Source organism: Streptomyces xanthochromogenes (genome assembly GCF_014650455.1).
GTDB lineage: Bacteria > Actinomycetota > Actinomycetes > Streptomycetales > Streptomycetaceae > Streptomyces > Streptomyces xanthochromogenes.
Genome location: NZ_BMUZ01000023.1, coordinates 14,731 through 39,223 on the forward strand (window position 1 = coordinate 14,731; position 24,493 = coordinate 39,223).

General features: G+C 69.8%; 20 protein-coding genes and 1 pseudogene. 15 read left to right on the plus strand and 6 right to left on the minus strand.

What is annotated here, in order from left to right:
* Window positions 1–26 precede the first annotated feature (26 nt).
* The 6 genes and pseudogenes from IE267_RS37640 (at window position 27) to IE267_RS37665 (ending at window position 6,566) form a co-directional block, all read left to right on the plus strand.
* The gene (locus tag IE267_RS37640; protein WP_167150989.1) at window positions 27–584 is read left to right on the plus strand and encodes an NUDIX domain-containing protein; all 558 of its coding nucleotides are present in this window, start codon (window positions 27–29) and stop codon (window positions 582–584) included.
* 85 nt (window positions 585–669) lie between these two features.
* Complete coding sequence (locus IE267_RS37645; RefSeq protein ID WP_189766344.1) at window positions 670–2,145, plus strand: NUDIX domain-containing protein; 1,476 nt, start codon at window positions 670–672, stop codon at window positions 2,143–2,145.
* A gap of 389 nt (window positions 2,146–2,534) precedes the next feature.
* Window positions 2,535–3,755, plus strand: coding sequence for an MFS transporter (locus IE267_RS37650; RefSeq protein ID WP_189766345.1), 1,221 nt, complete (start codon window positions 2,535–2,537; stop codon window positions 3,753–3,755).
* A gap of 174 nt (window positions 3,756–3,929) precedes the next feature.
* A pseudogene (locus IE267_RS37655) lies at window positions 3,930–4,924 on the plus strand (amidase); the annotation flags it as partial.
* Between the two features lie 409 nt (window positions 4,925–5,333).
* Entirely contained in the window at window positions 5,334–5,825 is a 492-nt protein-coding gene (locus IE267_RS37660; RefSeq protein WP_189766346.1) for a DUF6924 domain-containing protein, read from the plus strand.
* Between the two features lie 300 nt (window positions 5,826–6,125).
* A complete protein-coding gene (locus IE267_RS37665) occupies window positions 6,126–6,566 on the plus strand; it encodes an ATP-binding protein (protein WP_229861652.1) in 441 nt (146 codons plus the stop codon).
* 638 nt (window positions 6,567–7,204) lie between these two features.
* Here IE267_RS37665 and tpg read toward each other — a convergent pair.
* The 3 genes from tpg to IE267_RS37680 are packed head-to-tail and all read right to left on the minus strand — an operon-like array spanning window position 7,205 to window position 10,438.
* Complete coding sequence (gene tpg, locus IE267_RS37670) at window positions 7,205–7,762, minus strand: telomere-protecting terminal protein Tpg (RefSeq protein ID WP_189766347.1); 558 nt, start codon at window positions 7,760–7,762, stop codon at window positions 7,205–7,207.
* An 11-nt stretch (window positions 7,763–7,773) separates the two neighbouring features.
* Window positions 7,774–10,038, minus strand: coding sequence for a telomere-associated protein Tap (gene tap / locus IE267_RS37675; protein ID WP_189766348.1), 2,265 nt, complete (start codon window positions 10,036–10,038; stop codon window positions 7,774–7,776).
* A gap of 16 nt (window positions 10,039–10,054) precedes the next feature.
* On the minus strand, window positions 10,055–10,438 hold the full coding sequence (locus IE267_RS37680) for a hypothetical protein (RefSeq protein WP_189766349.1): 384 nt from the start codon (window positions 10,436–10,438) through the stop codon (window positions 10,055–10,057).
* A 656-nt stretch (window positions 10,439–11,094) separates the two neighbouring features.
* Between IE267_RS37680 and IE267_RS37685 the strand changes: the two genes are divergently transcribed.
* Both IE267_RS37685 and IE267_RS37690 read left to right on the plus strand, forming a co-directional pair.
* Complete coding sequence (locus IE267_RS37685; RefSeq protein ID WP_189766350.1) at window positions 11,095–11,886, plus strand: DUF4190 domain-containing protein; 792 nt, start codon at window positions 11,095–11,097, stop codon at window positions 11,884–11,886.
* A 680-nt stretch (window positions 11,887–12,566) separates the two neighbouring features.
* Window positions 12,567–13,547 carry an alpha/beta hydrolase gene (locus tag IE267_RS37690; protein WP_189766351.1) on the plus strand — a complete coding sequence of 327 codons (981 nt, stop codon included), beginning with the start codon at window positions 12,567–12,569 and terminating at the stop codon, window positions 13,545–13,547.
* Window positions 13,548–13,971: 424 nt separating this feature from the next.
* Here IE267_RS37690 and IE267_RS37695 read toward each other — a convergent pair whose 3' ends face one another.
* Both IE267_RS37695 and IE267_RS37700 read right to left on the minus strand, forming a co-directional pair.
* Entirely contained in the window at window positions 13,972–14,592 is a 621-nt protein-coding gene (locus IE267_RS37695; RefSeq protein ID WP_189766352.1) for a dihydrofolate reductase family protein, read from the minus strand.
* 249 nt (window positions 14,593–14,841) lie between these two features.
* The gene (locus IE267_RS37700) at window positions 14,842–15,774 is read right to left on the minus strand and encodes an aldo/keto reductase (protein ID WP_189766353.1); all 933 of its coding nucleotides are present in this window, start codon (window positions 15,772–15,774) and stop codon (window positions 14,842–14,844) included.
* A gap of 86 nt (window positions 15,775–15,860) precedes the next feature.
* On the opposite strand from IE267_RS37700, the gene IE267_RS37705 reads away from it, so the two are divergent.
* Window positions 15,861–16,484 carry a TetR/AcrR family transcriptional regulator gene (locus IE267_RS37705; RefSeq protein WP_229861653.1) on the plus strand — a complete coding sequence of 208 codons (624 nt, stop codon included), beginning with the start codon at window positions 15,861–15,863 and terminating at the stop codon, window positions 16,482–16,484.
* Between the two features lie 183 nt (window positions 16,485–16,667).
* On the opposite strand, the gene IE267_RS37710 is transcribed toward IE267_RS37705, so the two are convergent.
* On the minus strand, window positions 16,668–17,516 hold the full coding sequence (locus IE267_RS37710; protein WP_189766355.1) for a MurR/RpiR family transcriptional regulator: 849 nt from the start codon (window positions 17,514–17,516) through the stop codon (window positions 16,668–16,670).
* 45 nt (window positions 17,517–17,561) lie between these two features.
* Between IE267_RS37710 and IE267_RS37715 the strand changes: the two genes are divergently transcribed.
* The 6 genes from IE267_RS37715 (at window position 17,562) to IE267_RS37740 (ending at window position 24,307) form a co-directional block, all read left to right on the plus strand.
* Window positions 17,562–18,440 carry an EamA family transporter gene (locus tag IE267_RS37715; RefSeq protein WP_189766356.1) on the plus strand — a complete coding sequence of 293 codons (879 nt, stop codon included), beginning with the start codon at window positions 17,562–17,564 and terminating at the stop codon, window positions 18,438–18,440.
* 494 nt (window positions 18,441–18,934) lie between these two features.
* Entirely contained in the window at window positions 18,935–19,903 is a 969-nt protein-coding gene (locus IE267_RS37720) for an STM4015 family protein (RefSeq protein WP_189766357.1), read from the plus strand.
* A gap of 35 nt (window positions 19,904–19,938) precedes the next feature.
* Window positions 19,939–21,141, plus strand: coding sequence for an STM4014 family protein (locus tag IE267_RS37725; protein ID WP_189766358.1), 1,203 nt, complete (start codon window positions 19,939–19,941; stop codon window positions 21,139–21,141).
* A gap of 52 nt (window positions 21,142–21,193) precedes the next feature.
* Window positions 21,194–22,000 (plus strand): STM4013/SEN3800 family hydrolase, encoded by an 807-nt coding sequence (locus IE267_RS37730; RefSeq protein ID WP_189766390.1) that lies wholly within the window; start codon window positions 21,194–21,196, stop codon window positions 21,998–22,000.
* Entirely contained in the window at window positions 21,997–23,355 is a 1,359-nt protein-coding gene (locus IE267_RS37735) for an STM4012 family radical SAM protein (protein WP_167151021.1), read from the plus strand. Before IE267_RS37730 ends, IE267_RS37735 begins: the two co-directional genes overlap by 4 nt.
* A gap of 7 nt (window positions 23,356–23,362) precedes the next feature.
* Entirely contained in the window at window positions 23,363–24,307 is a 945-nt protein-coding gene (locus IE267_RS37740) for an STM4011 family radical SAM protein (RefSeq protein WP_189766359.1), read from the plus strand.
* Window positions 24,308–24,493 lie beyond the last annotated feature (186 nt).

Genomic DNA, 24,493 nt, shown 5'->3' on the forward strand with positions numbered 1-24,493 from the left:
CCGTCCTCACCCAAGGAGAGCTCAACGTGATCGAAGGCTGGCGAACACTCTCATCGACCGTCCAGTTCACCGGAGTTCGTCTGGTGGTCCGCCGCGACGTGGTCCGGCGCACGGACCAGAGCCAGGGGACCTACGAGTACACCGAGTCGACCGACGGCGTGCGCGTCGTAGCCCTCGACGGCCAGGGCCGGATCGCCCTCGTGGAAGAAAACGTCTACGTATGCGGTCAGCGGCTGTTGATGTGCCCCGGTGGCGGATGCGAGCCAGGCGAAGACCCGTCGGCGGCCGCGCGCCGGGAACTCGGCGAGGAGGCCGGTCTCCATGCCTCCGAGGTCGAGCTGCTCACGACCATGTGGCGGATGCCCGCCGGCGCCCGCACCCGTGAGCACCTGTACCTCGCCCGCGGCCTGCGCATCGGGGAGCACCACCGCGACGCGAGCGAGGCCGACATGGAGCTCCGCTGGATCGCCTTGGACGAGGCGCTCGCGATGTGCGGCGACGGGCGGATCACCGAAGCCGGCACTCTCGCGGCGATCCTGCTGACCGCGCACCGCATCGCCCCCCGGCCACCATCACGGCAGTGAGCCCCAGCCGCCTCACGAACGGCGAACGACTCATCAGCCCAGGCCCCACAGCCCGTTCCTCACAGCCTGCCTTCGAGGTGCAACCATGCCGCTGTCGCACGACCACATCCGCACCACCGTCGAGTCCTATCTCGCCCGCCACCCTCACGAGCGCCCTCACCTGCACGGCCTCCTGGAAGCCCTCGACCGCACCGGTGACGACATCGCGAGCCGCTCCACCTTCTCGGGGCACGTCACATGCAGCGTCATCGTCGTCGACCCCCTCGGCCGCGTCCTGCACGTGCTGCACCTGGCGAGCGGGAAGGTACTGGCTCCAGGGGGACACGCCGAACCCGGGGACGAGTCCCTGGCACAGGCGGCTCTGCGCGAGCTGCACGAGGAGACCGGAATCCCGTCCCAGGCCGTGGTCCCCTGGCCGGGCTACGAGACCGTGCCGTTCGACATCGACACTCACGACATCGACGCCCGCCCGGGCAAAGACGAACCCGCTCACCAGCACTTCGACTTCCGCTTCCTCTTCCGCTCGCGTACCGGGGCAGGGGCGCCCATCGTGCCGCAGGAAGAAGAGGTCGGCGGCATCGAGTGGCGTCCCATGGACCAGGCGGCCTCGCCGTCCCTGCGCGAGAAGCTGCTCAGGCTCACTCCCCCGGTCGAACCGGGGACCGCAAGCGCCTCCGCCCTGATCCACAACGACCGGGGTCAATACCTGCTCCACTTGCGCGACTTCTTTCCCGGCCGGATCTGGGAGCCGGGCATGTGGTCCCTGCTGGGCGGCGGCCGAGAGCCCCAGGACGCCACCCTGGAGCACACCGTGCGACGCGAACTGTCCGAGGAAGCCGGCCTCAGTCTCGCCGACCTGACCCCTTTCGGCACCGAGTACGCCACCAATGACGCCGGCGCGACCGTGCCCATCGCCATCTATGCGGGCCGTTGGAACGGTGATCCGCGCGAACTCCACCTGACCGAGGGGGTGATGCTCGCCTGGTTCTCCCCTGCCGACCTCCACCGCCTGCGCATCGCCGACACCACCAAAGACCTCGTACGACGCCACGCCGCCGGCCTTCCGGCGACGCGGAGCGGGTCCGCGCCCGAGGCGGAACGTCCGGCTTCGCCCCGCGGCACGGTCCCCAACATCATCGGCGTCCATCTCTACCTGGAGCGGCCCGACGGGACGGTGCTGCTCGGACTGCGCCACCCCGACTCCGCGTTCGCTCCGTCCACCTGGCACGTCCTGGCCGGCCACTGTGAGCAGGAGAACGCCATCGCCTGCCTGATCAGGGAGGCTCACGAGGAAGCCGGCCTGCTCATCGAGCGCAAGGACGTCGAACTCGTCCACGTCGTCCACCACATCGGCAAGCCCGAATACCCGCCCCGCATGGGCCTTTTCTTCCGTCCCCGAACCTGGAGCGGCGAGCCAGAGCTGCGCGAACCGGACAAGTGCACCCAGTGGAAATTCTGGAACCCCGCCGCGCTCCCCGATGACCTCGTCCCCTACACCCGGCTGGCCATCGAGAAGATCCAGAACGGGGAGCTATACAGCGAGACGGGCTGGCCCGCGTGACCGCCCCGCGCACCGGGCCGCGTGCTCGCGGCGACAGCGGCCGGACGCCACCAGCACTACAGTCGGCGATCTTGAAGGGCGGCGCCCGCGTCCCGGCCATCGCGGCGCCTCACCCGCCCGACCTCCCCCTTCGTCGACTTGGCAAAGTAGCGGGCAGGTCAAGGTGTCGGGAGCGGGGCGCCGACGGCCCCCCGTGCACCTCTTTGGCATCACGCGGACATCCCTGAGCAGGCAAGATGCTCGGCTTTCGGCCGCCGGGGGCGGATAGCGGAAACGCGACATCACCCTGGACGCCTGTTGTTGGTGTCGAGAATCTGCCAGAAGCTGGCTGTCGTCCCTGCTGGACTGGTGATCACACTTCACGTGATGCCCAACACAAGACGGGACTGATGTCCACAACAACCACCACCTCCAGCGAGGCCTCGGCGACGCCGACTCTCCGTTCACCTCTGGTCTCCTGGCTGGCCGTGATCTCGGTGATGATGGGGATCTTCGCGATCGTCACCACCGAAATCCTTCCCATCGGTCTGCTGACATCGATCGGGTCCAGCTTCACCATCTCGGACGGAATGGCCGGGCTGATGATGACCATGCCCGGCTTCCTCGCCGCGATCTCCGCGCCGGTGGTGACCGTGGCCACCGCGCGCATCGACCGGCGGGCGATGCTCGGCGCGTTCATCCTGCTCCTGGCGCTGGCCAACTTCCTGGCTGCGGCGGCGTCGAGCTACTGGATGATCCTCATCTCGCGGGTGATGGTCGGCATCACCATCGGCGGCTTCTGGTCCATCGGGGCCGGGCTCGCCGGCCGGCTCGTACCGGCGGAGCAGGTCGGCCGGGCCACCTCGGTGATCTTCTCGGCGGTGCCCCTCGGCTCGGTGCTCGGCGTCCCGCTCGGCACGTTCATCGGGGACATCGCGGGCTGGCGGACGACGTTCCTCGTCATGGGCGTCTTCACCGTCGCGGTGTTCGTGATGCTGCTCCTGGTGGTGCCCGCGCTCCCGGCCGTGCAGGCGACCCGCCTGAACGTGCTCAGCGGGATGTTCCGCAACATCAACACCCGGTTCGCGCTGGTGCTGACCTTCCTCGTCGTCCTGGCCCACTTCGGCACCTACACCTACGTCACCCCCTTCCTGGAGCAGGTGACCCATGTGAGCTCCGGGCTCATCACGGTCTACCTGCTCATCTACGGTGTCGCGGGCATCGTCGGCAACTTCCTCGGCGGGTCCGCCGTGACCCGGTACCCGCGGGCCACCTTCGCCGCGGCCGCGGCGATGATCGCCTTCGTGACCCTGCTGCTGCCGGTGCTCGGCCGGTGGGACCTGGGCGCGGTGGCTCTGCTGATCGTCTGGGGCATCGCCTACGGCGCCGTGCCGGTCTGCTCGCAGACCTGGTTCGCCAAGGCCAACCCCGACTCCCCCGAGGCCTCCTCCGTCGTGTTCACGGCGTCGTTCCAGGCCACCTTCTCCATCGGGGCACTGACGGGCGGCATCGTCATCGACCACACCTCCCCCTCGACCGTCATGACTCTCGGCGGCTGTGCCGCCGTCCTGATGGTGTTCGTGGCCTGGTTCCACCACGCCAGGAAGATCTCCTTCCCCGAGTCCCCGTAGGGCCCGGACCGCTCTCTCCATCAGGGCCCGCCGCAGTCACCCCCTTCGTCGGCGGCGGGCCGACCCCTGCGAACGATCGGCGCATACACGCACCCGTCTGCGGAGCGCCCGGGACCCGTCCCGGTGCTCAGCTGCGGCCTGTCGACCTGAGGAGAACCTCACACATGCGGCGAGTTGTCGCCCGTTGAACTCACCGACTCGGTCCTGGAACGGTGCACTGCGGTAGAGGGGCAGCTCAACGCGTACGTCACCGTGGTCGCCGACCACGCCAGAGCGGCGGCCGCACAGGCTCAGCGGGAGATCCGGTCCGGCCGGCGTCTCGGTCCCCTGCACGGCATCCCGTACGGTCTCAAGGACCTCATCGACACGGCCGGGATCACCAGGACCGCGAGCTCACGGCTGTGGGAGGGGCGCGTGCCCACTGCGGACAGCACGGTCGCGGCACTGCTCTCGGCCGGTGCGGTCCTCGTCGGCAAGACGCACACCCACGAATTCCACTACGGCCTCCTCACCCCGCAGACCGCCAACCCGTGGGCTGCGCAGCACATCGCGGGCGGGTCGAGCGGCGGTTCGGCGGTCGCGGTGGCTGCCGGTTCGGCCCTGTTCGCGCTCGGTACGGACACCGGTGGCTCCATCCGGGTGCCGGCCGCGCTCAACGGCGTGTCGGGCCTCAGGCCCGCCTACGGGCTGATCTCGCGGCACGGGGGGCTCCCCTGTCGTGGTCCCTCGACCACGTCGGCCCTCCGACCCGGACCGTCGAGGACGCGGCCCTGGTGCTCGAAGCACTGGCTCACCACGACCCGCACGACGGGGCCGGCATCGCTGCGCCACGCGCCGGCTCCTGGCCGCGCACGGCCGACGACGGCTTGCGGGGACTGCGCGTCGGGGTGCCCGTGAACCACTACTTCGACCGTGTGGACCCCCAGGTCGCATCGGCCGTGCACGGCGCCGTCGCCCATCTGGAGAAGCTCGGCGCGGACCTCGTCGAGGTGCGACTGCCGCTGGTCGCCCATGTGGAGGCCACCCAGTGGGGCCTCATGGCGCCCGAGGCGTCCGCTGTGCATGAAGCCGCCCTGGGCCGGTCCCTGGGCTTTACAGAGCTCCTTCGCCAAGTGCCGCAAGCACAGACTCCGGTCGGGCAGTGGCGTGCGGCTGGACTTCTCGTGCCCGTCACGACCCGCGCACTGACCCACCACACCAGAGACGGGAAACGAAACCGGAGCCGACTCCCCCACCTAGCGTTCGTCGCGACACAGCTTGCACAGGCCGGTCTGCCGGTTTCGGCTGATGAGCAGGATCCGGGCACAGCAGTCCGCGCATGACAGTCCGCGCTGCGCCACGACACACTCTGCGGCGACACCGTCCCGGCAATCAAGTCGTCCCGCTCGCAAACCGGGCAGCAGCCCCATCGCCCCGGCCGGACGCTGAGTTCAGGGCACAGGCCCTGGGCCGAGTGCTGCCGGGCAGCGGCCGGAACACCCCGCGGCGGCGGGATGGGCCGGCGGAGGCTGAGCATGAAGCGTTGTCGGTGGCTCATGAGACAGTCAGGCCTTTGCCTGGCATTGTGGGAGGGGTCGAGTGAAGGCACTGCCTGAGATCGCAGGGCGCGACGAGTTCGATGCGCTGATCATCCGCACCGACTATGGGGACGAGGCTGTGTGGCAGGCGGTGGTCGCGGACCTGGCTCAGCCGTGGGGGGACGACGGCAGGTTCGAGCCTGCTGTTCATTTCGTCGACGATCCTGTCTGGGCCGATCGCACGCCGGGGGAGGTCCTCGCCGAGGCGAGGCGGGACGAGAACCTGATGGTGGTGTTTCTCGCCGACCGCGCCACGATGCAGTCTGCCCATCGCGCACTGCTCGTCCTCGACATCACCGAGGACGAGGAGGAAGACCTCGACCCGATGTACTACCAGGAGCTCATCGATTCCCTACCGCCGCCGCGGGAGTTCCGGACCGCCCCAGCCGGCGTCCACGACGTGCACGCAAATCTGTCGATCGGCAACATGGACTTCGCGGAGTTCGCAGACGCGGCCTTCGCCCATCCCGACCGCATCTACCGGTCCTTCTGAATCAGCTACTGCTGATTTCCCTCGCGGATTTACATGGCTGCCGCTCGGTGGAGCAGGGCACGGACCCTACACCCCGCGCATGCATCGGTGTTGGGCCGAAGCACGACAGATGTCACCAGTAGACCCGGATCGGCTGCGAGAGGGGGCACGCGAAGCATCTCGGTTGTCACCAGGCGACGCATCCGGCCTGCCACATGGCTTCGTTCGCCAGCCTTACTGTCAGCAGGAGGTGTTCATGGGGTCGGCGCGGGCAAGACGACGACCAGCGCGCTCGTCCAGCAGCTGATTTCGGACTCACGGGTGTTCGACGCCGAGAAGGTCGGCGAGACGCTCATGGACATCACGCCGGGTCTGCCCGAAACGGAGAACTTCCAGCACTGGCCGCCGTGGCGGCCCCTTGTGGTCGAGACCGCCCGCCGCGTCCTCGACTACACCGGCGGAACCCTGGTTATGCCCATGACCGTCCTCGTCGAGGAGTACTGGCGCGAGATCAGCTCGGGCCTTGCCCAGCACGATATTCCGGTACGGCACTTCGTCCTCCACGCCGACCAGGACACTCTCCGCGCGCGGATCGCGGGCGACACCGTTATCGGCCCCGACTCCCCGTTTCGCCTCGTGCACCTGGAACCCTACGCCGCGGCCGCCCGCACGTGGCTCCACGACGAAGCCGAGGTCATCGACACCACGCACCTCACCCCATCCCAGGCTGCCCAGCAGATCGCAGAGGCCGTCAAGAACTGAGAGGACAACCTTCCAGCTCCGCACCCCGCACGTGACAACAAGACTGCCTATGTGACAACTACCGAAGCATCGGCGCGCACACCCGTTGTGACTGACCGCTCCACCTGGCGGCTGGGCGACTGAACTGGCGGAGCTGAGCGGTTGAGACGGCGGGTGCAGCGAGCCCTGTGCGTAATCGCCCTCCGCGTTTCAAGGACTGGCGAGGTTGTCGGCCGGGCTGCTTTCAAAGGCGTCGAAACTGGCGCCGTGCTGGACGTCATCCTGGCCAGGCATGTCCGCGCCGCCACATTGGTGGAGGGGGTCCGATCGGCAGGCCGAGGAGGCTGCCGCCTCCTACTCCCGTGCCGCGGGTGGTGCTGCCCAATGCTCGACGCCGCCGGCAGAGGCGGAATCAGCAGCGAGGACGCTACCGGTCACGGCAGTAGCGATGAGAGTGGTGGCAGCCAGTGCCCGGCGGTACGTCAGCCCGGTCAACGAAACAACCCCATGCCCGGTCACCAACATCGACATCCAAGCGGCCTGCTCTCTACAGCACGTATCCACCAACTCAGCCGCTCAGCCCCGCCAAGTGCTGCTCCCGTCCGCCAGATGAGGCGCTCAGCCACACCAGTCCGGCGTCCGGAGCCCTCACGCGGCTGTTAAAGGCCGAACTCCAGGTGTTCGATGTCGGTGAACCGGACTTCTTCGAGGCTTCCTGCGCGGCGACCCCCGTCCTGGAAGTAGACCTCTTTGAGGGCTTCGGCCGTGATCTCCTTCAGCCGGTCGTCGCCGGCGCCGGCTTCCTGGGCGTCGAGGAGGCGGGCGGCATGGTGGGGTGGCAGGGCGACGGTCAGGTGCCGGATGCGGTCCTGGTCGGTGGACCCGATCGGCGCGGTGTAACCCATACGGGCGCGGGCGTCGATGATGATGCCGCCCGTGGACGCCGCCTTCTCCCGGGCTCTGGCCCTGATCTGGGGCTGCCAGCGTTTCTTCACCTCGCGTTCCAGGCGGGCGGCGAGGTCGGGGCGGGGCTTTTTGATCTGGTCTTTGACGTAGCGCTCGACGGTGCGCTGGGAGATGCGGAGCAGTTGGGCGACCGCTCTGGTGCCCTTGAACTGCTTGACCAGGTATCGCATCTGCGCGCCCGCAGACTTCGGCGCGGGGCGGGTGAACGCCTTCTGCACCGCCGCATCCAGGCCGTCGCCGAAGAGGGTCATCTGTTCTGCTCCTACTCGCCGTTGTCGGCGTCGGTGACGGTGCCGTCCTTGATGTACCGGGCGAGGTTGAGCTCAGGGGCGTCGAACCGGTCCCGGACCTCCTCGCCCCACAGCACGGACTGGGTGCCCTCGTGCTTGACCAGGCCGGGGTTGATGCCGAGCTTGAAACCGCCGGCCAGCGGCTTGCCGTCCCGGTAGGGCAGGAAGTCCAGAGGCGATGGGCCGCTCGCGGCATAGACGACGCAGTCGGACAGGACCGCGACCGGGTACTGGCCAGTGAACGCCGCGTGCTTCACCATCTTGCGGTGCAGGTTGATGCGGGTGCGGGAAATGACCGCGGCCCTCATGTCCGGCCGCCATGTCGGGCGGGCAAGGGCGCGCCACGGCTCGCCCGGCCGCCAGCCCTCCCCCCGCGGACGCTCGCGCAATTTGCCCAGGCCGCCCTTCACCGTCGCCTTGACCGCCGAGACGACGATCGCCAACTCCGGATCGTGGGCCCTGTAACCGTCCATCGCAGTCAGGAAGTCGGCCGGAGCCAGGTCCGCGCCGACGCCGAGGTCGGCCATCGTCGCGAGGTAGGCATCGCGCAGCCGGGTGTACCAGCCGTCCAGGTAACGGCCGTTCTCGTAGCGCACCCATGCCTCGGCCGGCGCGACGTCGTAACCGAGCTCCACCGCGTAGGCGACGGTCGGGGTCGCGTACCAGGCCGGCCCCTCCGGGCGCTCGCCCTTCGGCGTGAACGGGGAGGGCAGGAGCGAGCCGTTCAGCTCCACCCACTCCTTACCGACCTTCACTCGGGACAGGTCGACATGGGACAGGTCCACCAGCCACGAGCCGGGCAGCTTCGGATCGAACACCGGGGACGTGACGTGCGTCGGCGCGCCCAGACCGACATTGAGGCCGTTCGCGCCGGCCGCGAAGGCCATGTTTACATCGATACCGACGAGGTGGCGCAGGGTGCACTCGTCGTCGGTCATCGGCCGCGCCCAGTCGTACGCCTCCTCGAAGAGCTTCTCCGCCGGGCCGCGCACATGGAAACGCGGCAGATCCTTGAGCAGCGGGTGCCCGTCCGGGGCCTCGCACGGGGCACAGTCCACCGGATCGTTGCCCAGCGAACCGGGATTGTGCTCCGCGGTGCGCTTACCGTCGGCGTCCGGAGCCGAAGCCCGGGTCGGCGGATGCAGCGCCGTCATCAACTCCAAACCCGTCACGGCCGTCGAGCCGCGCGGCGTCATCACACGCGACGCATACACGCCCAGCACACGGGCCAGTTCTGCCGGCGGAAGCTGCCCGGCCGCGCCCCAGTGCCGGGTATCCAGCGCCTGCCACGACGGGATGCACAGCTGGACGCACGCCCGCTCCGAACCGGTCGCGGGGCGGTAGATCCGCGCCCACGGCCCAAACCCACGCTTCGTCAGCTTCCACTCCGCACGGGCCAGTTGCTTGATGACCTTGTGGCCCTCCGGCAGCCGCCCCGCGAGACGCTCCTCCTCCGTGAGCGCAACAGGCAGACCGTAACGCTCCAGCGCGGGCTCGGTCAGCACCAGCAACGGATCAGCATCCTTGCCTGGCCCGGACAGCCTCGCCGCACCCAACCTCGCCTCCCTCAACGTCCAATCCACCAAGGACGGAAGAGACTTCGCCGGCACGTCCAAGACCAGACCGCCCGTACAGTGCGCCAACACCGTGCCGTCGGAGTCGACGTCCAGGACCGCCAACGGACCGTTCTCGAACCGCGGATCGGATCCATCCACCGGGATGCCCGCAGCGGCAGCCTTCCGCACGCCGGGACGGCCCGACGTCGACGACGTCGGCCTGGTGGTACGCACGGGTCGGGCTACCCCAGCCGGAGCCGCGGCGGCAACGGGAGCCGGAGCCTCGGCGACGGAGCCCGCAGCGGGGGACCGGGCGGAACCCGGCGCAGGCAGCAGAGTGCCCTCGGTTGCCGTCGCGGCCGGGTCCGCGGACAGGGACTGCGTCCGGTCAGTGTCTTTTCCGCCGGGCGGTGCAGCGGGTGCGGGGTAGCGGTGGGCGAGGCCTTCGAGGAGTCTGCGGTAGGCGTCCAGGCGCTCGGCTGCCGGTTCGGCGCGGCCCGCCTCCCATGCCTGAATGCTGGGAACCCGTGCCCCGAGGGCCTTTGCGACGGCGGCCTGGGTCAGCCCGGCGGCCTCCCGCAGCCTGACCCGCTCCTCCGGGGCGGGCAGCACACTGCCGTCATCGACAGCGGCGAGCAGCGCGTCGACGGCGGTGAACAACTCGCGCGGCTGGTCGGTCATCTCGCGCTCCACTCCCTTACCGGACACCCTGGCGGATCTCTTCAAGACGGGTCATCAGCCGCTGGTAACGCTGCGAAGCGGCCTGGGAAGAGTTCAGGCCCTGATGGGCGGCGATCTGCCGCCAGTCCATACCGCGGCGGCGGGCCTCGATGACCACCTGGGTCTCCAGCCGGTCCAACTCCTCGCGCATGTCATCGAAAAGGCCGAGAGCGGCGCCCACGTCGTCCGGGGTCACGGCCGGCTGCTGTCCGTGGTCGCTGTGACCGCCGGCGGCCGCCAGTAGCCGCCCCACCAGTGACGCGTCCTGCTCGACGCGGCGCGCGGCCGTGGTGTCGTCCGCGGGAGCGGGGGCCAGTGCGGACAGGCGGTCACGGGCCTGCTGACGGGAATCACGTGACATACCCTCACCCTACCGCACACGACCAATGAAACAACGAAACGTTGTCCTATTGATGAGGACCGTGTCGGCCCAGCCCCCACACCTCCTCCGTCCAGCCTTCCGATGCCCCCGTTACAGGGCCCCGGTAGCCAGCGCAGGCGCCAGCATCTCCCATGCGCCCAGAACGAAGGACTTCCCCACCCGGCTTCCCTCCCTTGACACCGTCGTCCCCACGAGCACATACAGGCCCCGCTCGCCGTCCGACCTGACCGGCCGTCAAGATCCCCTCCCACTCGCAATACGAAGGGGGCCCCACACAGCAAACGGCAGTTCCCGAGCTGCTGCCTGAACGGCAGATCCCCGTCACAGGCCAGCACCTCAGCGATGCTCCTGCGGTCAAGCACGCCACAACGGGCCGCGTGCCGCACCTCGACCTGCGGACGACTGGCCTGTCCGAGTCCACCATGCGCCCGGATCGTTCAGCCTGGCTCGCTGACGTCGCGCGCCCAACGCTCGACTACGAACGCCTCCAGAAAAACCAGTAAAGAAGATGTAAAGGACGCTGTTAGGGTGAGGCCCGCACTTTGCACCGCAGAAAGACGAGCATGACGACGCCTGTTGAAACCCCTGAACCACAGCCACAGTGGGGGCCGCCGCCCGGCCACAACCCGCCCCCCATGGACAGCTATCCGTATGGATGGGTTCCAGTGCCGCCGCGGCTCAGCAACGGGCTCGGCACCGCCGCGATCGTTCTCGGCTCGATCAGTTCATTCATCGCGTTCCTGCCGGGCCTGTTCTGGGTGGCGTGGATCCTGGGCCCGCTCGCTGTGATCTTCGGCCTGATCGGGCTTCACAACGTCCGCAAAGGGCGGGCCGACAACAAGAGTTCGGCACTCGGCGGCACGATCCTCGGCGGCATCTCGATGGCCCTCGCCGTCGTCGGCCTGGTCGTCACCGTGACGATGGTCAAGGACGCCGTCCACGACGACAGGGAACGCCGCAGAGCCACGGTCGCGGAGACCCCTCAGGCGCCCGAATCCCCGTTGCCCACGTTCCACGAAGTCAGCAACCCCGGGCCCGCGAAATACGGGGAAAGCCACACGTACGACGACGGCGTGACGGTCACCGTGGCAGCGCCCACCGAGTACACGCCCGGCAAACGGGCTCTCGGGTTGGAGAAGGGCGATCGCGCGTTCCTCTTGCACATCATCGTCACCAACCACTCCAGCGAGCCGGTCGACGCGAACTTCCTTCAGCCGCGCGTCAAGGACGCCAATGGTGCGGGAGTCGACTTCCTCCTCGACACCAAAGCGAACATGAAGCTGTTCCAGGGTGAACTCGCGCCCGGCGACACGGCAGAGGGCCGATACGCATTCCCGGTATCCCCTGATGCAGCACGCGACTTTCGGGTGAGTATGCACCCCGGGATTCTCTACTCGGACGCCGAATGGGCCGGCCCGCTCGGCTAGAGCGACTCGGTCAGTAGACGAAGGCCTCGGAGCTCCTCAGTGTGAGGACGCACCGGCCGTCGGCGGAGAGCTCGTCCACGATGATGCGGTGCCTCGCGTCTGGTCTTCGCGCAGCGCTCGGCGCACGTGGGCGAGACCTACCGCGTCATCGGCCACGGCATTGATGACGCCGCAGCAGCGGTGGAGCCTGGCAGCAGATCTCCTGCGGCAGCGTAGTCACGCAGAAACTGAGGCCCAGGGCGTCACGCAGGTCAAGGCCGCCCACACCGGCCATCGTCGAACACCGCGCGGTGGTCTACGGACTGAACAGCCCCACCGACCGCCACCCCGTCCGTGAACGCACCTCCGACACCGCGACCGTCAGCGTCCGCTGAACCCAGCGACGCGTCACGGCGGCAGCCCGGCGGCCGCCGTGACGCACTGCCGAAACCTGCCGAGCACATGAGGCAGCGCCGTCAGGCTCGGGTCCCGTCGCCCGCCGGGCTCACCACAGGCGAGGTGCCCCTGTCTGCTGTGCCCCGGCCCGACACAGGACCACGGAGATCGGCCACGTGGAGCAAGATCTACACTGCCCCTGGCGGCTGGACGCCCGCTTCCAACGAGGAATCACGGGGCGCGCGTTCGGAGCTCATGAGCGCCGTTCCCGGGACTGGCGCGCGCATTCCGACGAGGGTGGACTGATGGCGACAATACCTTTCGATGCGGCATTGCTGGACGGATACCGCGCCGTGCAGGAGAGCGGTGCGGGCCCGATGAGCCTGGAGCGGCTGCCGACCATTCGGACCGAAGACGCCGCAGAGGTGCCGACGCTCGACGAGCTGCGCCAGGGTGGGCGGTTCGAGGTGACCTCGGTCTCCGCCCCGGGGGCGTCCGGTGCCTCCGAAACCGAGTTGGTGATCTGCACGCCTGCCGCCGTGGCCGGCCCTGCCGTATCGCGCCCGGTCCTCTACTTCGTGCACGGCGGCGGCTACTTCAGCGGCGATCCGCGGCATCTGTTCTTCATCGAACCGCTGCTGGACGAGGCCGAGCGGCTCGGGGCATCGCTGATCTCGGCAGGCTACCGGCTCGCGCCGGAGCATCCGTATCCCGCACCGCTCGACGATGTCTACGCCGGGCTCCTGTGGACCGCTGAGCACGCGGCCGAACTCGGTTTGGACGCGGACCGGATCGTCGTCGCAGGGACCAGTGCCGGCGGTGGCCTGGCCGCTGCGCTGAGTCTGTTGGTGCGTGACAAGGGCGGCCCGCGGCTGGCCGGGCAGTTGCTGATGTGCCCGATGCTCGACGACCGCAACGACAGTGCTTCGGCCCACCAGATGGACGGTGTCGATGTCTGGGACCGCAGCTGGAACGGCTTCGGGTGGAAGGCCCTGCTCGGCTCCGAATGCGGCACCCCGGGCGTCTCGCCCTACGCCGCGCCGGCCCGCGCAACGGATCTGTCCGGACTGCCCCCGGCGTTCATCGACGTCGGCTCGGCAGAGACGCTGCGCGACGAGGCCGTAGCCTACGCCGACCGGATCTGGCGGGCCGGCGGCTCTGCCGAGCTGCATGTGTGGTCCGGCGGCTACCACACGTTCGACCTGGTGGTCCCGGACGCGGCGATCAGCCGAGCAGCGCGGCAGGCCCGCCGTTCCTGGCTGGATCGGGTGTTGGCGGCGGCCTGACGTCCCACACGAGTGGCTCGCTCGGCACGTGCTCGCCCCGGCAGAACGTGGTCGTCGTGAAGGTCCCCGACAGCGCCAGACACCGGCTGCGGCCGGTCGTGCTGTCCGGCGCCGAAGCTGCGCCCCGAGCCTGGCGCGCGCCCGCTGTTCCCAAGCGCGGCAGGGATGGACGCGGGCGGCGCATGAGGGGGGCGCGGCTGGGCACCAGGTTGTCGGGATGCGGGAGGGCCGGGGAAGCCTGGGGAGGTTGAGCGGCCCTCCTGCCCCCATGCGGCGGCCCCGGCTCTCCCTTTCACAGTGCTGAGCGCACGGGGGGCCAACCGGAACACTCACTGGCCGGCTGAAGCGCTCGTTCACGAGTACGGGCCCTGGCCCACTGTCAAAAGAAGGGGACCAGAGCCCGCACTCGTGAACAAAGCCAAGCTCAGGACCGCATGCGATAGGTCACGTGTGTGACCGAGTTCGCTGCTCGCGACTCCACCTGTTCAAGATTCAGGGACGGCACTCCGTCGAACAGCCGCGTACCGGCGCCGAGCGTGAACGGCACAATGTGCAGCCGCAGCTCGTCGATCAAGCCTGCCGCCAGGTACTGGTTGACGGTGGTCGCGCCCCCGTGGATCGACACGTTGCGGCCCCCTGCCGCCTCTCGAGCCTGCCGCAGTGCGGATTCGATGCCGTCGGTGACGAAGTGGAACGTGGTGCCGCCGTCCATCGGCTGTGGATCGCGCGGGTGGTGGGTGAGCACGAAGACCGGTGCGCGATAGGGGGGATTGTCGCCCCACCATCCCTTCCACTGCCGATCCCATGTGCCGCGTACGGGGCCGAACATGTTGCGCCCCATGATGAAGGCGCCGACCACCGTCAGCCGGTCGAGCTCAGCCTGCCGTTGCTCGGGGGTTTCGAACATCCAGGCGTGCAGTCTGTCGCCCCAGCCATCACCCGCGTCATCACCGAACGGACGCTGCTCGGTCTGGTTGAGCCCGGCCGAGTACCCGTCCACGGAGATCGAGAGGTCGCCGGTCACCTTGCCCACATCTTCGGTCACTGAGCCGTCCTCCTAGTAGCGACCTTCCGTCGCCTACGCGGTGAGCCGTCTGACGTTTGTTACTGGGGGTAGACCGTTCCGGTCTCGCAAACTCATCGCCCGGCCGTACCGCCTTCCCGCACCACCCAGTTGCTCGCGACCTTCAGCTGCAGCCAAGCCGGCCTGACTGTGACGTTGTTCCAGGGCCCCCGCAGGGCGTCGCCAAGCGGCGCGCTTGGTCGAGGCTCCGCGCAACCACACCACACCAATTCACCGCACGATGTCTCCCGCGCGGCTGGGAACGGCGTCGAGGCTGGCGAGTGTCGTGTCGTCGAAGCTGATCGCGGCCGCGTCGATGTTCCCGCGCAGATGCTCCGCGTCGGCGGTCCCGGGGATGAGGAGGGTGTTCGGGGCGTGGTGGAGCAGCCAGGCCAGGCCGACCTGGGCGGGGGTCACGTTCAGCGCCTGGGCGGCAGCGATCGCGGCAGGCTCGTCGACGACCTTCGCCAGGCCCGCGAAGGCGCCGCCCAGCGGGAAGAACGGCACCCAGGCGATACCTTCGGCCCGGCAGAGCCGGAGCATGTCCTCGTCGTCGCGCGCCACCAGGCTGTACGCGTTCTGCACGCAGGCGATGCCCGCCGGGAGCGCGCGCCGCAGTCCGTCCAGAGTGACGCTGCTGAGGCCGATCGCGCCGATCTTGCCCTCGTCCCGCAGGGCGGTCATGACGGCGAGCTGGTCGTCGAGGTCGACCACTTGATCGCCCTCGGGGCGAAGCCCCGGGCCGGTGTCGGCGCGGCGCAGGTTGACCAGGGGGATCCGGTCGAGACCCAGGCTCTTGAGGTTGGCCTCGACCCCGGCCCGCAGTTGCTCGGGCCGCTGCGCGAGGCGTAGCGGGACCGCGGCGCCCGGGGCGGGCTCGGCGCCCACCTTGCTGACGACCAGGACGTCGTCCTCGGGGCGGAGCGCCGCGCAGATGACCTCGTTCACGTGGCCGTCGCCGTAGAACTGGGCGGTGTCGACGTGATCCACGCCGAGCTCGACCGCGCGCCGCAGCAGCGCGATCGCGTCGTCGCGGCGCAGCCGCTCCAGCTGCATGGCGCCGTAGCCGACCCGGGAGACGGTTCGGCCGGCCAGCGTTCCAGGCCCACCGGGTCGCACGGCGCCGCCGGCGGTGAGCTGAAGAGATCGGTCGGTGGATGCCATGACGGTCTCGCTCTCATGAGACGATGGAAGCAAACGGAGGAACTCCGTTTACCTACGACCGTAACACCAACCGGAGGGTCTCCGTTTTGGCTTCGCCAGACTCCCCCAACGCCGACGGGCCGCCCCCTGCGGCCGGACGCCCGGCCCGCGCCGACGCACGGCGCAACCGCGAACGCCTGCTCGCCATAGCCCGCGACGCCTTCGCCGCGACGGACGGCACGGCGCGCCTGGACGCCATCGCCCGAGAGGCCGGCGTCGGCATCGGGACGCTCTACCGCCACTTCCCCACCCGTGAAGCCCTGGTCGAAGCCATCTACGCCTCCGAGCTCGACGCCGTCGTCACCAGCGTCCCCGCGCTGCTCTCCGAGCTCCCACCCGAAGCCGCCCTGCGTGCGTGGATGGACCGTTACGCCGCTTTCTTCGCGGCCAAGCGCGGAATCTCCGACACCCTGCGCGCGGGCTGGGCATCGGGCGCCATCGCCACCCCGGCCACGCGTGAACGACTGACCGCGGCCATCGCCACGATCCTCGATGCCGGCGTGCGGACCGGCTCGCTGCGAGCCGACGTGGAACCGGACGAGGTCACGATGATGCTCCTCGGAGTGTTCCTGTCCTCGACGGCAGTCGAGGGCACGGCTCCGACAGGCCGGATGCTGGACCTCCTGGTGGACGCGTTGCGGCCACCCGCGGGCGGCAACCCGCACGCGTGACACGGCGCTTGGCGGGTCCATCGGGCCCGTGCCTCCTGTGGGCCGCTCCCGGGCCGGCCTCCGCCGAGCCCGCACTCGTAGGTGAGGCACGGACGGGGAGACACTGACGGGGAGGCACGGACGCCGGCCTCGCGTGCGGGACGGGCCGTCGCGGAACCGGTTCCGCACGGCAGCCGTGGCCTATCAGTAGGTGTGGTCCGCCGTGACATCGGACGACATCGCCAGCCCTTTGTCCGCTTCCGTCCCGCGTACGGCGAGCAGGGTCTGGCACAGCGCGTCGACGGCCGCGAGGTGCGCAAGGCGGCTCGCGACCGTCTCCAGTCCGAAGATGCGGTCCTGTCCACCCGCGACCAACGTGCGGGTGCTGAGCTCGCTCAGGGGTGAACGGGCGTAACTGGTCAGGGAAAGGACGGTCGCCCCAGCCGTGCGGGCTCGACGGGCCGCGTCGACCGTGGTGCGGGTCGCACCGGTGTGGCTGATGGCCAGGCAGACCGCCGAGGGCGGCAGCAGCCCGGCGGCCAGCTGGGCGGTGAGCGGGTCGGCCGGCGCGTCGACGACACAGCCCAGGGCGCGCAGGCGGTATGCGGTGTCCAGAGCCACAGCACCGGAGAGTCCCGCACCCACGACCAGTACGCGCGGAGCCGCGTCGAGTGCCGCGGCCGCGTCGCGCAGTGCGTCCAGGGCGAGCGTGGAAGCCAGACCGTCCAGCGCCTCCCGCGCGGAACGCACCGTTTCGGCGAGTGCACGGGCAGCGGGATCGGCTTCGCTCGACGGAGGCGGCGCGGGCGCCTCGCGGGCCGCCGCGATCTTGAGCTCCTGATATCCGCGGAAACCCAGACGCTGGCAGGCACGGACGACAGACGACGGTGCCGCCCCGGCGAGCTGCGCGACATCGCTGACGCTCAGATGCACCAGCTCCGCCCCCTTGTCGAGAACGACCTGGGCGACGCGGGCCTCGGCGTCGCGCAGCTCCGACAGGTGGGCCCGGACGTGGGCCGCGAGCCCCCGACCCCCGGCAGAATTTAATTCCATGGAGCGATGCTAGCGTGGAAAAAGATTCCACGAGGGAGGGTTTTCATGTCCATGGCCCTGTCGTTGCCGACGCACGGCGCGGCCGCCGTGCCCGTCGCCGTGCTGACCGCCGCCCTGCTCCACGCGGTCTGGAACGCACTGGCACACGGAGCCGAGGACAAACTGGCCGTCTTCGTGCTGATGAACGTGGCCACGACCGGATGCGCCGCGATCATGGTCTGCTTCGCCGCGCGTCCCTCCGCCGCGGCCTGGCCGTACATCGCCACCTCGGCCGCCTTGCAAGTCGCCTACCAGATGCTGCTGTTGCAGGCCTACCGGCTGGGTGACTTCGGCCAGATGTACCCGATCGCCCGTGGTACGTCCCCGCTGCTCGTCGCCTTGGTCTCCACGACCGTCCTCGACCGCCCCTTGTCCGCCAAGGACACGGCGGGCGTTCTGGTGATCTCCCTCGGTCTCGTCGGACTGGCCCTGGCCGACGGCATGCCCGGCCGCGCTCAGCTACCGGCGCTGGCCGCCGCCCTCGGAACAGGGACGATGATCGCTTCCTACACGCTCGTCGACGGCAGCGGCGTGCGGAAATCGGACACGGTCGCCGGGTACATCGCATGGCTCTTCCTGTCCCAGAGCCTCGCGTTCCTCGTGTCCGCCTGGCTGATGCGAAGGCGATCGCTGGGCGTCCAGCTCAAGTCCGTGGGCCGGCGCGGCCTCGCGGGAGGCGTGCTCTCCCTGCTCGCATACGGGCTCGTGGTCTGGGCACAGTCCCGCGGCAACATATCCACCATCGCCGCGCTGCGGGAGACCAGCATCGTCTTCGCCGCGCTGATCGGCCTGGCGATATTCCGGGAGCCCTTCGGTAACCGCCGCCTCGCCGCAAGCGCGGCGGTCCTGGCCGGCATCGCGGTCCTGGAACTCGCCCACGCCTGACGCCGGCCCTCCTCGGCCCCGTCCGAGAACCCGCCCCCAAGCACGCGCCCGCTCGCAACCCGCAGCTCTCTCAGAGATCCTTCCGGTCCCAGCATTGCGAACCGGGGGGCTCGGCTCAGTCGACCCCACCGACCGCCCACCGGTCCTCGGTCTCCGACTCCGTCGATCAAGACCGCCGAGCCCCAACACCCCTGGTTGGCGCCCGAGTTGCCCAATATCGGCCTCGCCCGCCGAGCGGCGTCCGTCTCCGCGTCCGTCTCCGCGTCCGCCTCCGCGGCAGGTGGATGCCCCTCAGTGGAAGGGCTCCGGCCACGCGGACGCCCCGCGCCCAACACGCTTGCTCCGCGCGGCCACCGAGCTCCGAGCGGCCATCGAGCGACGCCCCTGTTGGCGGTGATGTCAGTGGGGCTTGGTACAACTCCCTTACCTGGCTTCGGTCCATCGAGCCGGGCCCATCGTCGACGCATCGGAAACAGCCCGAAGGAGCGGTCCCCATGACCATTGGCAGCCACCTCAAGGAATTCCACGGCCTGCCGGCCTTCACGTTTCCCGCCGCCGGCGACACACCGGGGACGGCCGCACCCCTGCCCGCCGCCGAATCCGTGGCCTGGCGCATCGCCGTGGACGCGTACGACAGCGAGGAAGAGTGGCCGGAGGCTTTCGCCCGCTTCCTCGCGGCCGTGGACAGTCGACGGGTGCGCGCGCTGATCGTCGGCGCCTGGAGCGATGTGTACGAGAAGGCACCGGACGCGGTGATCGACGCGCTGGTGGCCGCGCGTGATCAACTGCCCGCGCTGCGCGGCCTGTTCCTCGGTGACATCGTCATGGAGGAGTGCGAGATCTCCTGGATCGTTCAAGGTGACGTCTCACCCCTGTTGGCCGCCTTCCCGGATCTGGAGGAGTTCGGCGTGCGAGGCGGCAACGAGCTGGTCTTTCCGGCCGTGCGGCACGAACGGCTGCGCGCGCTCACCGTGGAGACGGGCGGCCTTCCCGTGGCGGCGGTACGCGGTATCGCCGGCGGCGATCTGCCCGCGCTGGTCTCCCTCGACCTGTGGCTCGGCACATCCGAGTACGGCGGCGACTGCCAGGTCTCCGACCTGGCCCCGATCCTCGCGGGCGACCGGCTGCCCAGCCTGCGCCGGCTGGGGCTGCGCAACAGCGAGATCCAGGACGACATCTGCCGCGCACTCGCCTCGGCTCCCGTCGTGGCCCGCTTGGAGGACCTGGACATCTCGATGGGTGTCCTCACGGACGACGGTGTCACAGAGCTGCTGTCGGGCCGGCCGTTGACCCACCTCAAGTCGCTCGATCTGCACCACAACTACCTCGGCCCGGAACTGCGCGACCGCCTCGTGCAGACACTGGAGGCCGCCGGAGTAAGGGTCGACGCCGACGCGGGAGACGCCGACTCCGACGAGGAGGAGGACGGGACCGTCTGGCGCTTCGTCGCCGTGGGCGAATAGCCCACGCCGCGAGGACGACGAGGCCAGGACGTGGCATGGCAGAGGTGCGGGGACGGCACATGGCGGTGAAATGGGCGGTCGTCGCCAACGGGGAGAACCGCCGGACGGAACTCTTCACGGCGGCGGCACGAGAAGCGGGCCACGGCACACCACGCGTCGTGGAGTGGCTTGATGTGTTGCGGGACGGCGGCGCCGACTTCGGCGACGACGAGGTGGTACGGCTGGACTCGCCCGGCGAGAACGCGGCGGTGGACCGAATCCTGCGCGGCAGCCAGGAGCAGACCCGCGTCGAGGGTTCCGCACGCTGGTACGAGAACTTCCTCGGCGCCGTCCGTTCGCTGCGCGGCGGGCGCCGCCTCGACGACCCGGCGGATCTCGCCGTGCTCTTCGACAAACGGCTGTGCCACGCCCGTCTCGACCGCGCGGGCGTGCCCGTACCCCCGTCACCGACCAGCGGTGGGCTCGCACCGGTGGAGGGGTGGAGCGGCGTACGGCACCTCATGCGCGAGGCCGGGTTGCACCGGGTGTTCGTCAAGCTCGCCCACGGGTCGTCCGCCTCGGGCGTGTTCGCCGTCCAGACGAACAGCAGCGGCCGCGTCGCCGTCACCACCAGCGTGGAGCACACCGCGGACGGCAGCCTCCACAACTCCCTGCGCATCCGCCGCTACACGGACGAGACGGAGATCGCCTCGATCGTGGACACGCTCGCCCCGGACGGGCTGCACATCGAGCGCTGGCTGCCCAAGGCCTCGCTCCTCGGCAGATCCGCGGATCTGCGCGTGGTGGTCGTGGCCGGCCGCGCGACCCATGCCGTGGTCCGGACGAGCCGCTCCCCCCTCACCAATCTGCACCTGGGGGGCGCCCGCGGCGACCTCTCGGCCGTGCGCGCGCTGGCCGGTGACCGGTGGACGGAGGCCCTCGCCGTCAGCGAGCGGGCCGCGGCCTGCTTCCCCGGCACCCTGTGCGTCGGGGTGGACCTGCTGCCCGCCGTGGGCTGGCGTCGGTTCGCCGTGGGAGAGGTCAACGCCTTCGGTGATCTCCTCCCGAGGCTGACGGGTCTGCCCGACGGCGGCGCGGAGGGTCTGGACACCTACGGGGCCCAGATCGCCGCGGTCCGGTCCGGCCGCACCGCGCCGCCCGCGCATCTTTCCCCACTACACACGCTCCCGGCTCGACACATCGTCGCCCCACCCACCACGCTCGACGCACCACCGAGGACAGCACATGACCACCCCTGAGACCTCCCGGGCCGCCGCGGACACCGCTCCCCCGCCGTACGACATCCCGGACATGAACGAGGTGGTGGGGCGGGACGACCTCCTCCTGCTGACGCTCGACACCCTGCGCTACGACGTGGCCGTCGAACTCGCCGCCACCGGCCGCCTCCCGAACCTCTCTGCACACCTGCCCGGCGGCACCTGGGAACAGCGCCACGCCCCGGGCAACTTCACCTACGCCTCCCATCAAGCGATGTTCGCGGGCTTCCTCCCCACCCCGGCGTCGCCCGGCCCGCACCCACGGCTGTTCGCGGCACGGTTCGCCGGCAGCGAGAGCACCGCGGGGCGGACGTTCGTCTTCGACGCCCCCCATCTGGTGGCCGGTCTCGCCGCCCGTGGCTACCGGACGGTGTGCATCGGCGGAGTCGGCTTCTTCAACAAGCAGGGCGCGCTGGGCAACGTACTGCCCGGATTCTTCCAGGAGAGCCACTGGGAACCCGCGTTCTCGGTGGCCTCCCCGGCCTCCTTCGAAGCCCAAGTGGAGCGCGCCGAAAAGGTCGTGACCCAACTGCCGCCCGAACAAAGGCTGTTCCTCTTCCTCAACGCCTCGGCCCTGCACCAGCCCAACTGGTTCCATCTGCCCGGCGCGACCCGCGAGTCGGGCGACAGCCGGGCATCCCACGCTGCGGCCCTGGAGTACATCGACCGCCATGTCGGACGGCTCTTCGACGCCATGAGCTCCCGCCGCCGCTGCTTCGCCATCGTCAGCTCCGACCACGGCACCGCGTACGGCGACGACGGCTACACCGGTCATCGCCTCGGTCACGACTGCGTATGGACCGTGCCGTACAGCCACTTCTTCCTGGAGCCGACCACATGACCCACACCCCCCTGGCCACGCCGCCCCACACGGCTCCGCGCCCTTACCAGAGCTACACCTACGCCTACCCGCACAAGACCGCCTACCGGCCGCTCGCTCCGCGCCCCGCGCTGAAGGACCTGTGGGCAGGCGAGTCCCGTGGGTCCCTCTCGCTGTACGTGCACATACCGTTCTGCGAGGTCCGTTGTGGATTCTGCAACCTGTTCACCCGCATCGGGGCGCCCGACGACCTGACCGGCCGATACTTGGACGCGGTGCGCCGCCAAGCCGCCGCGGTGCGCGGGGCGCTCGGCGACGACGAACCGCCGCGGTTCGTCAACGCCGCGTTCGGCGGCGGCACACCCACGTTCCTCAAGCCCCGCGAGCTGGAGCAGCTGTGCGACATCGCCGAGCACGAGATGGGAGCGGACCTCCGTGCTGTTCCGCTGTCGGTCGAGGCCTCCCCCTCCACCGCGACGACGGACCGCCTGGACGTACTGGCCGCGCGCGGCACCACCAGACTCAGCCTGGGGGTGCAGAGTTTCATCGAGGAGGAGTCGCGCTCCGCCGCGCGGCCACAGCGCCGCTCCGACGTGGAAGCAGCCCTCGCCCGCATCCGTGAAGCGGGTATTCCCGTCCTCAACATCGATCTGATCTATGGGATCGACGGCCAGACGGCGGCCAGTTGGCGCCAGTCCCTCGACGCGGCGCTGGCCTGGCGGCCGGAGGAGATCTACCTCTATCCGCTCTATGTGCGTCCCTTGACGGGCCTCGGCCGGCACGCCGACCCGCTGCGCGCCGGACGGGACTGGGACGAACAGCGCCTGCGCCGCTACCGGGAGGGCCGGGACCATCTGCTGTCCCACGGCTACGAGCAGGTGTCGATGCGGATGTTCCGCCGTGCCGACGCCCCGCCGCAGGGCCCGGACGACTACGCCTGTCAGACCGACGGCATGATCGGCCTGGGCTGTGGCGCCCGCTCGTACACCTCGACGCTGCACTACTCCTTCGACTACGCGGTCTCCATGCGGGAGATCCGCGGCATCATCGACGACTACACCGCCACCGAGGACTTCTCCCACGCCCTCCACGGCCGGCACGTCGACGAGGGTGAGGCCCGGCGCCGACACCTGCTGCAGTCCCTGCTCCAGGCCGAGGGACTGCTCGGAGCGGACTACCGCCTGCGCTTCGGAGCCGATCCCTGGGACGACTTCCGCGCCGAACTCGATGTCCTCGCCGCGCGCGGTTGGCTGCGCGGCGACGGCGACGACCTGCTGCGCCTGTCCGCCGAAGGGCTTGCCCACTCCGATGCCATCGGTCCCGAGTTCTTCTCCCCGGCCGTGCGGGACGCCATGGCCGCCTACGAACTGAAGTGAGGCCGCCGTGGACCTGACCATCCTCTATCGCGGCCCGCTGGCCTCCTGCGATTACGACTGCCCGTACTGTCCGTTCGCCAAGCGCCGCGACACCACGGCTCAGCTGCGCGCCGACCGTGCGGCTCTGGAACGCTTCGAGGCCTGGGTCGCAGCGCAGCGCGAAGACCGCCTCTCCGTGCTCTTCACCCCGTGGGGCGAGGGCCTCACCCGCTCCTGGTACCAGCGCGCCCTGGTGCGCCTTTCCCGTCAACCGCACGTGCGGCGCGTGGCGATCCAGACCAACCTGAGCTGCCGAACCGACTGGCTCGACCAAGCCGACCGGGACACGGTGGCTCTGTGGTGCACCTACCACCCGGGGCAGACACCGCACGAGCGCTTCCTGGCCAAGACCCGTCAACTGCGCGATCTGAACGTGCGGTTCAGCGTCGGAGTCGTGGGCCTGCCCGAGCACCTTGAGGCCGCCCGCAAGCTGCGCGAGGAACTGCCGGAACAGGTGTACCTCTGGGTGAACGCCGCCGAAGGCCACATCTACACGGACGAACAGGCCGCCCGGTGGACCGCGCTCGATCCGCTCTTCCCCCTCAGCCGCCACCCGCACGCCTCGGCCGGGCTGCCCTGCCGCACCGGAGAGTCCGTGATCTCGGTGGACGGGGACGGCACGGTCCGCCGCTGCCATTTCGTACGCGACGAGCTGGGCAATCTCTACGACGGTTCCTACCGCACCGCCCTCGCCCCGCGTCCCTGCCCCCTGACCACGTGCGACTGCCACATCGGGTACGTGCACCTGGAGTCCCTGCCCCTGTACGACGTCTTCGCGGGCGGCGTCCTGGAACGCATGCCCCGGTCGTTGCCGGCCGTGCTGCCCGTACCCGCGCTTCCGTCAACCCGGCCGGCGATCGTGCGGACACCCCTCGACCTCGCAAGTCCGGGCACAGTCGTACGACCGGCGTGAGGCGAGCCCGCCGCGCACGACGAAGGCGAGTTCGAGACGCCGGGACCGAGCAGCCTGCAGTCCCACGCGACGATCTCGACAGGCGGCACCGGACAAAGCCGGGCAGGATTTGTGGGGACCTGCGAGGCGGTGCGCACCGCACGGTCGACGGCTGCTGCGGCCGGGACCTGTGGCCCTGCCGCGAAG

Bases quoted from the DNA above. Each gene is read 5' to 3' on its own strand.
- IE267_RS37680 (WP_189766349.1), bottom strand. From the start codon at position 10,438: ATGTCACGTGATTCCCGTCAGCAGGCCCGTGACCGCCTGTCCGCACTG.
- IE267_RS37735 (WP_167151021.1), top strand. From the start codon at position 21,997: ATGACCCACACCCCCCTGGCCACGCCGCCCCACACGGCTCCGCGCCCT.
- IE267_RS37720 (WP_189766357.1), top strand. From the start codon at position 18,935: ATGACCATTGGCAGCCACCTCAAGGAATTCCACGGCCTGCCGGCCTTC.
- IE267_RS37700 (WP_189766353.1), bottom strand. From the start codon at position 15,774: ATGGCATCCACCGACCGATCTCTTCAGCTCACCGCCGGCGGCGCCGTG.
- IE267_RS37685 (WP_189766350.1), top strand. From the start codon at position 11,095: ATGGACAGCTATCCGTATGGATGGGTTCCAGTGCCGCCGCGGCTCAGC.
- IE267_RS37650 (WP_189766345.1), top strand. From the start codon at position 2,535: ATGTCCACAACAACCACCACCTCCAGCGAGGCCTCGGCGACGCCGACT.
- tap (WP_189766348.1), bottom strand. From the start codon at position 10,038: ATGACCGACCAGCCGCGCGAGTTGTTCACCGCCGTCGACGCGCTGCTC.
- IE267_RS37725 (WP_189766358.1), top strand. From the start codon at position 19,939: ATGGCAGAGGTGCGGGGACGGCACATGGCGGTGAAATGGGCGGTCGTC.
- IE267_RS37715 (WP_189766356.1), top strand. From the start codon at position 17,562: ATGTCCATGGCCCTGTCGTTGCCGACGCACGGCGCGGCCGCCGTGCCC.
- IE267_RS37730 (WP_189766390.1), top strand. From the start codon at position 21,194: ATGAACGAGGTGGTGGGGCGGGACGACCTCCTCCTGCTGACGCTCGAC.
- IE267_RS37690 (WP_189766351.1), top strand. From the start codon at position 12,567: ATGGCGACAATACCTTTCGATGCGGCATTGCTGGACGGATACCGCGCC.
- tpg (WP_189766347.1), bottom strand. From the start codon at position 7,762: ATGACCCTCTTCGGCGACGGCCTGGATGCGGCGGTGCAGAAGGCGTTC.
- IE267_RS37645 (WP_189766344.1), top strand. From the start codon at position 670: ATGCCGCTGTCGCACGACCACATCCGCACCACCGTCGAGTCCTATCTC.
- IE267_RS37710 (WP_189766355.1), bottom strand. From the start codon at position 17,516: ATGGAATTAAATTCTGCCGGGGGTCGGGGGCTCGCGGCCCACGTCCGG.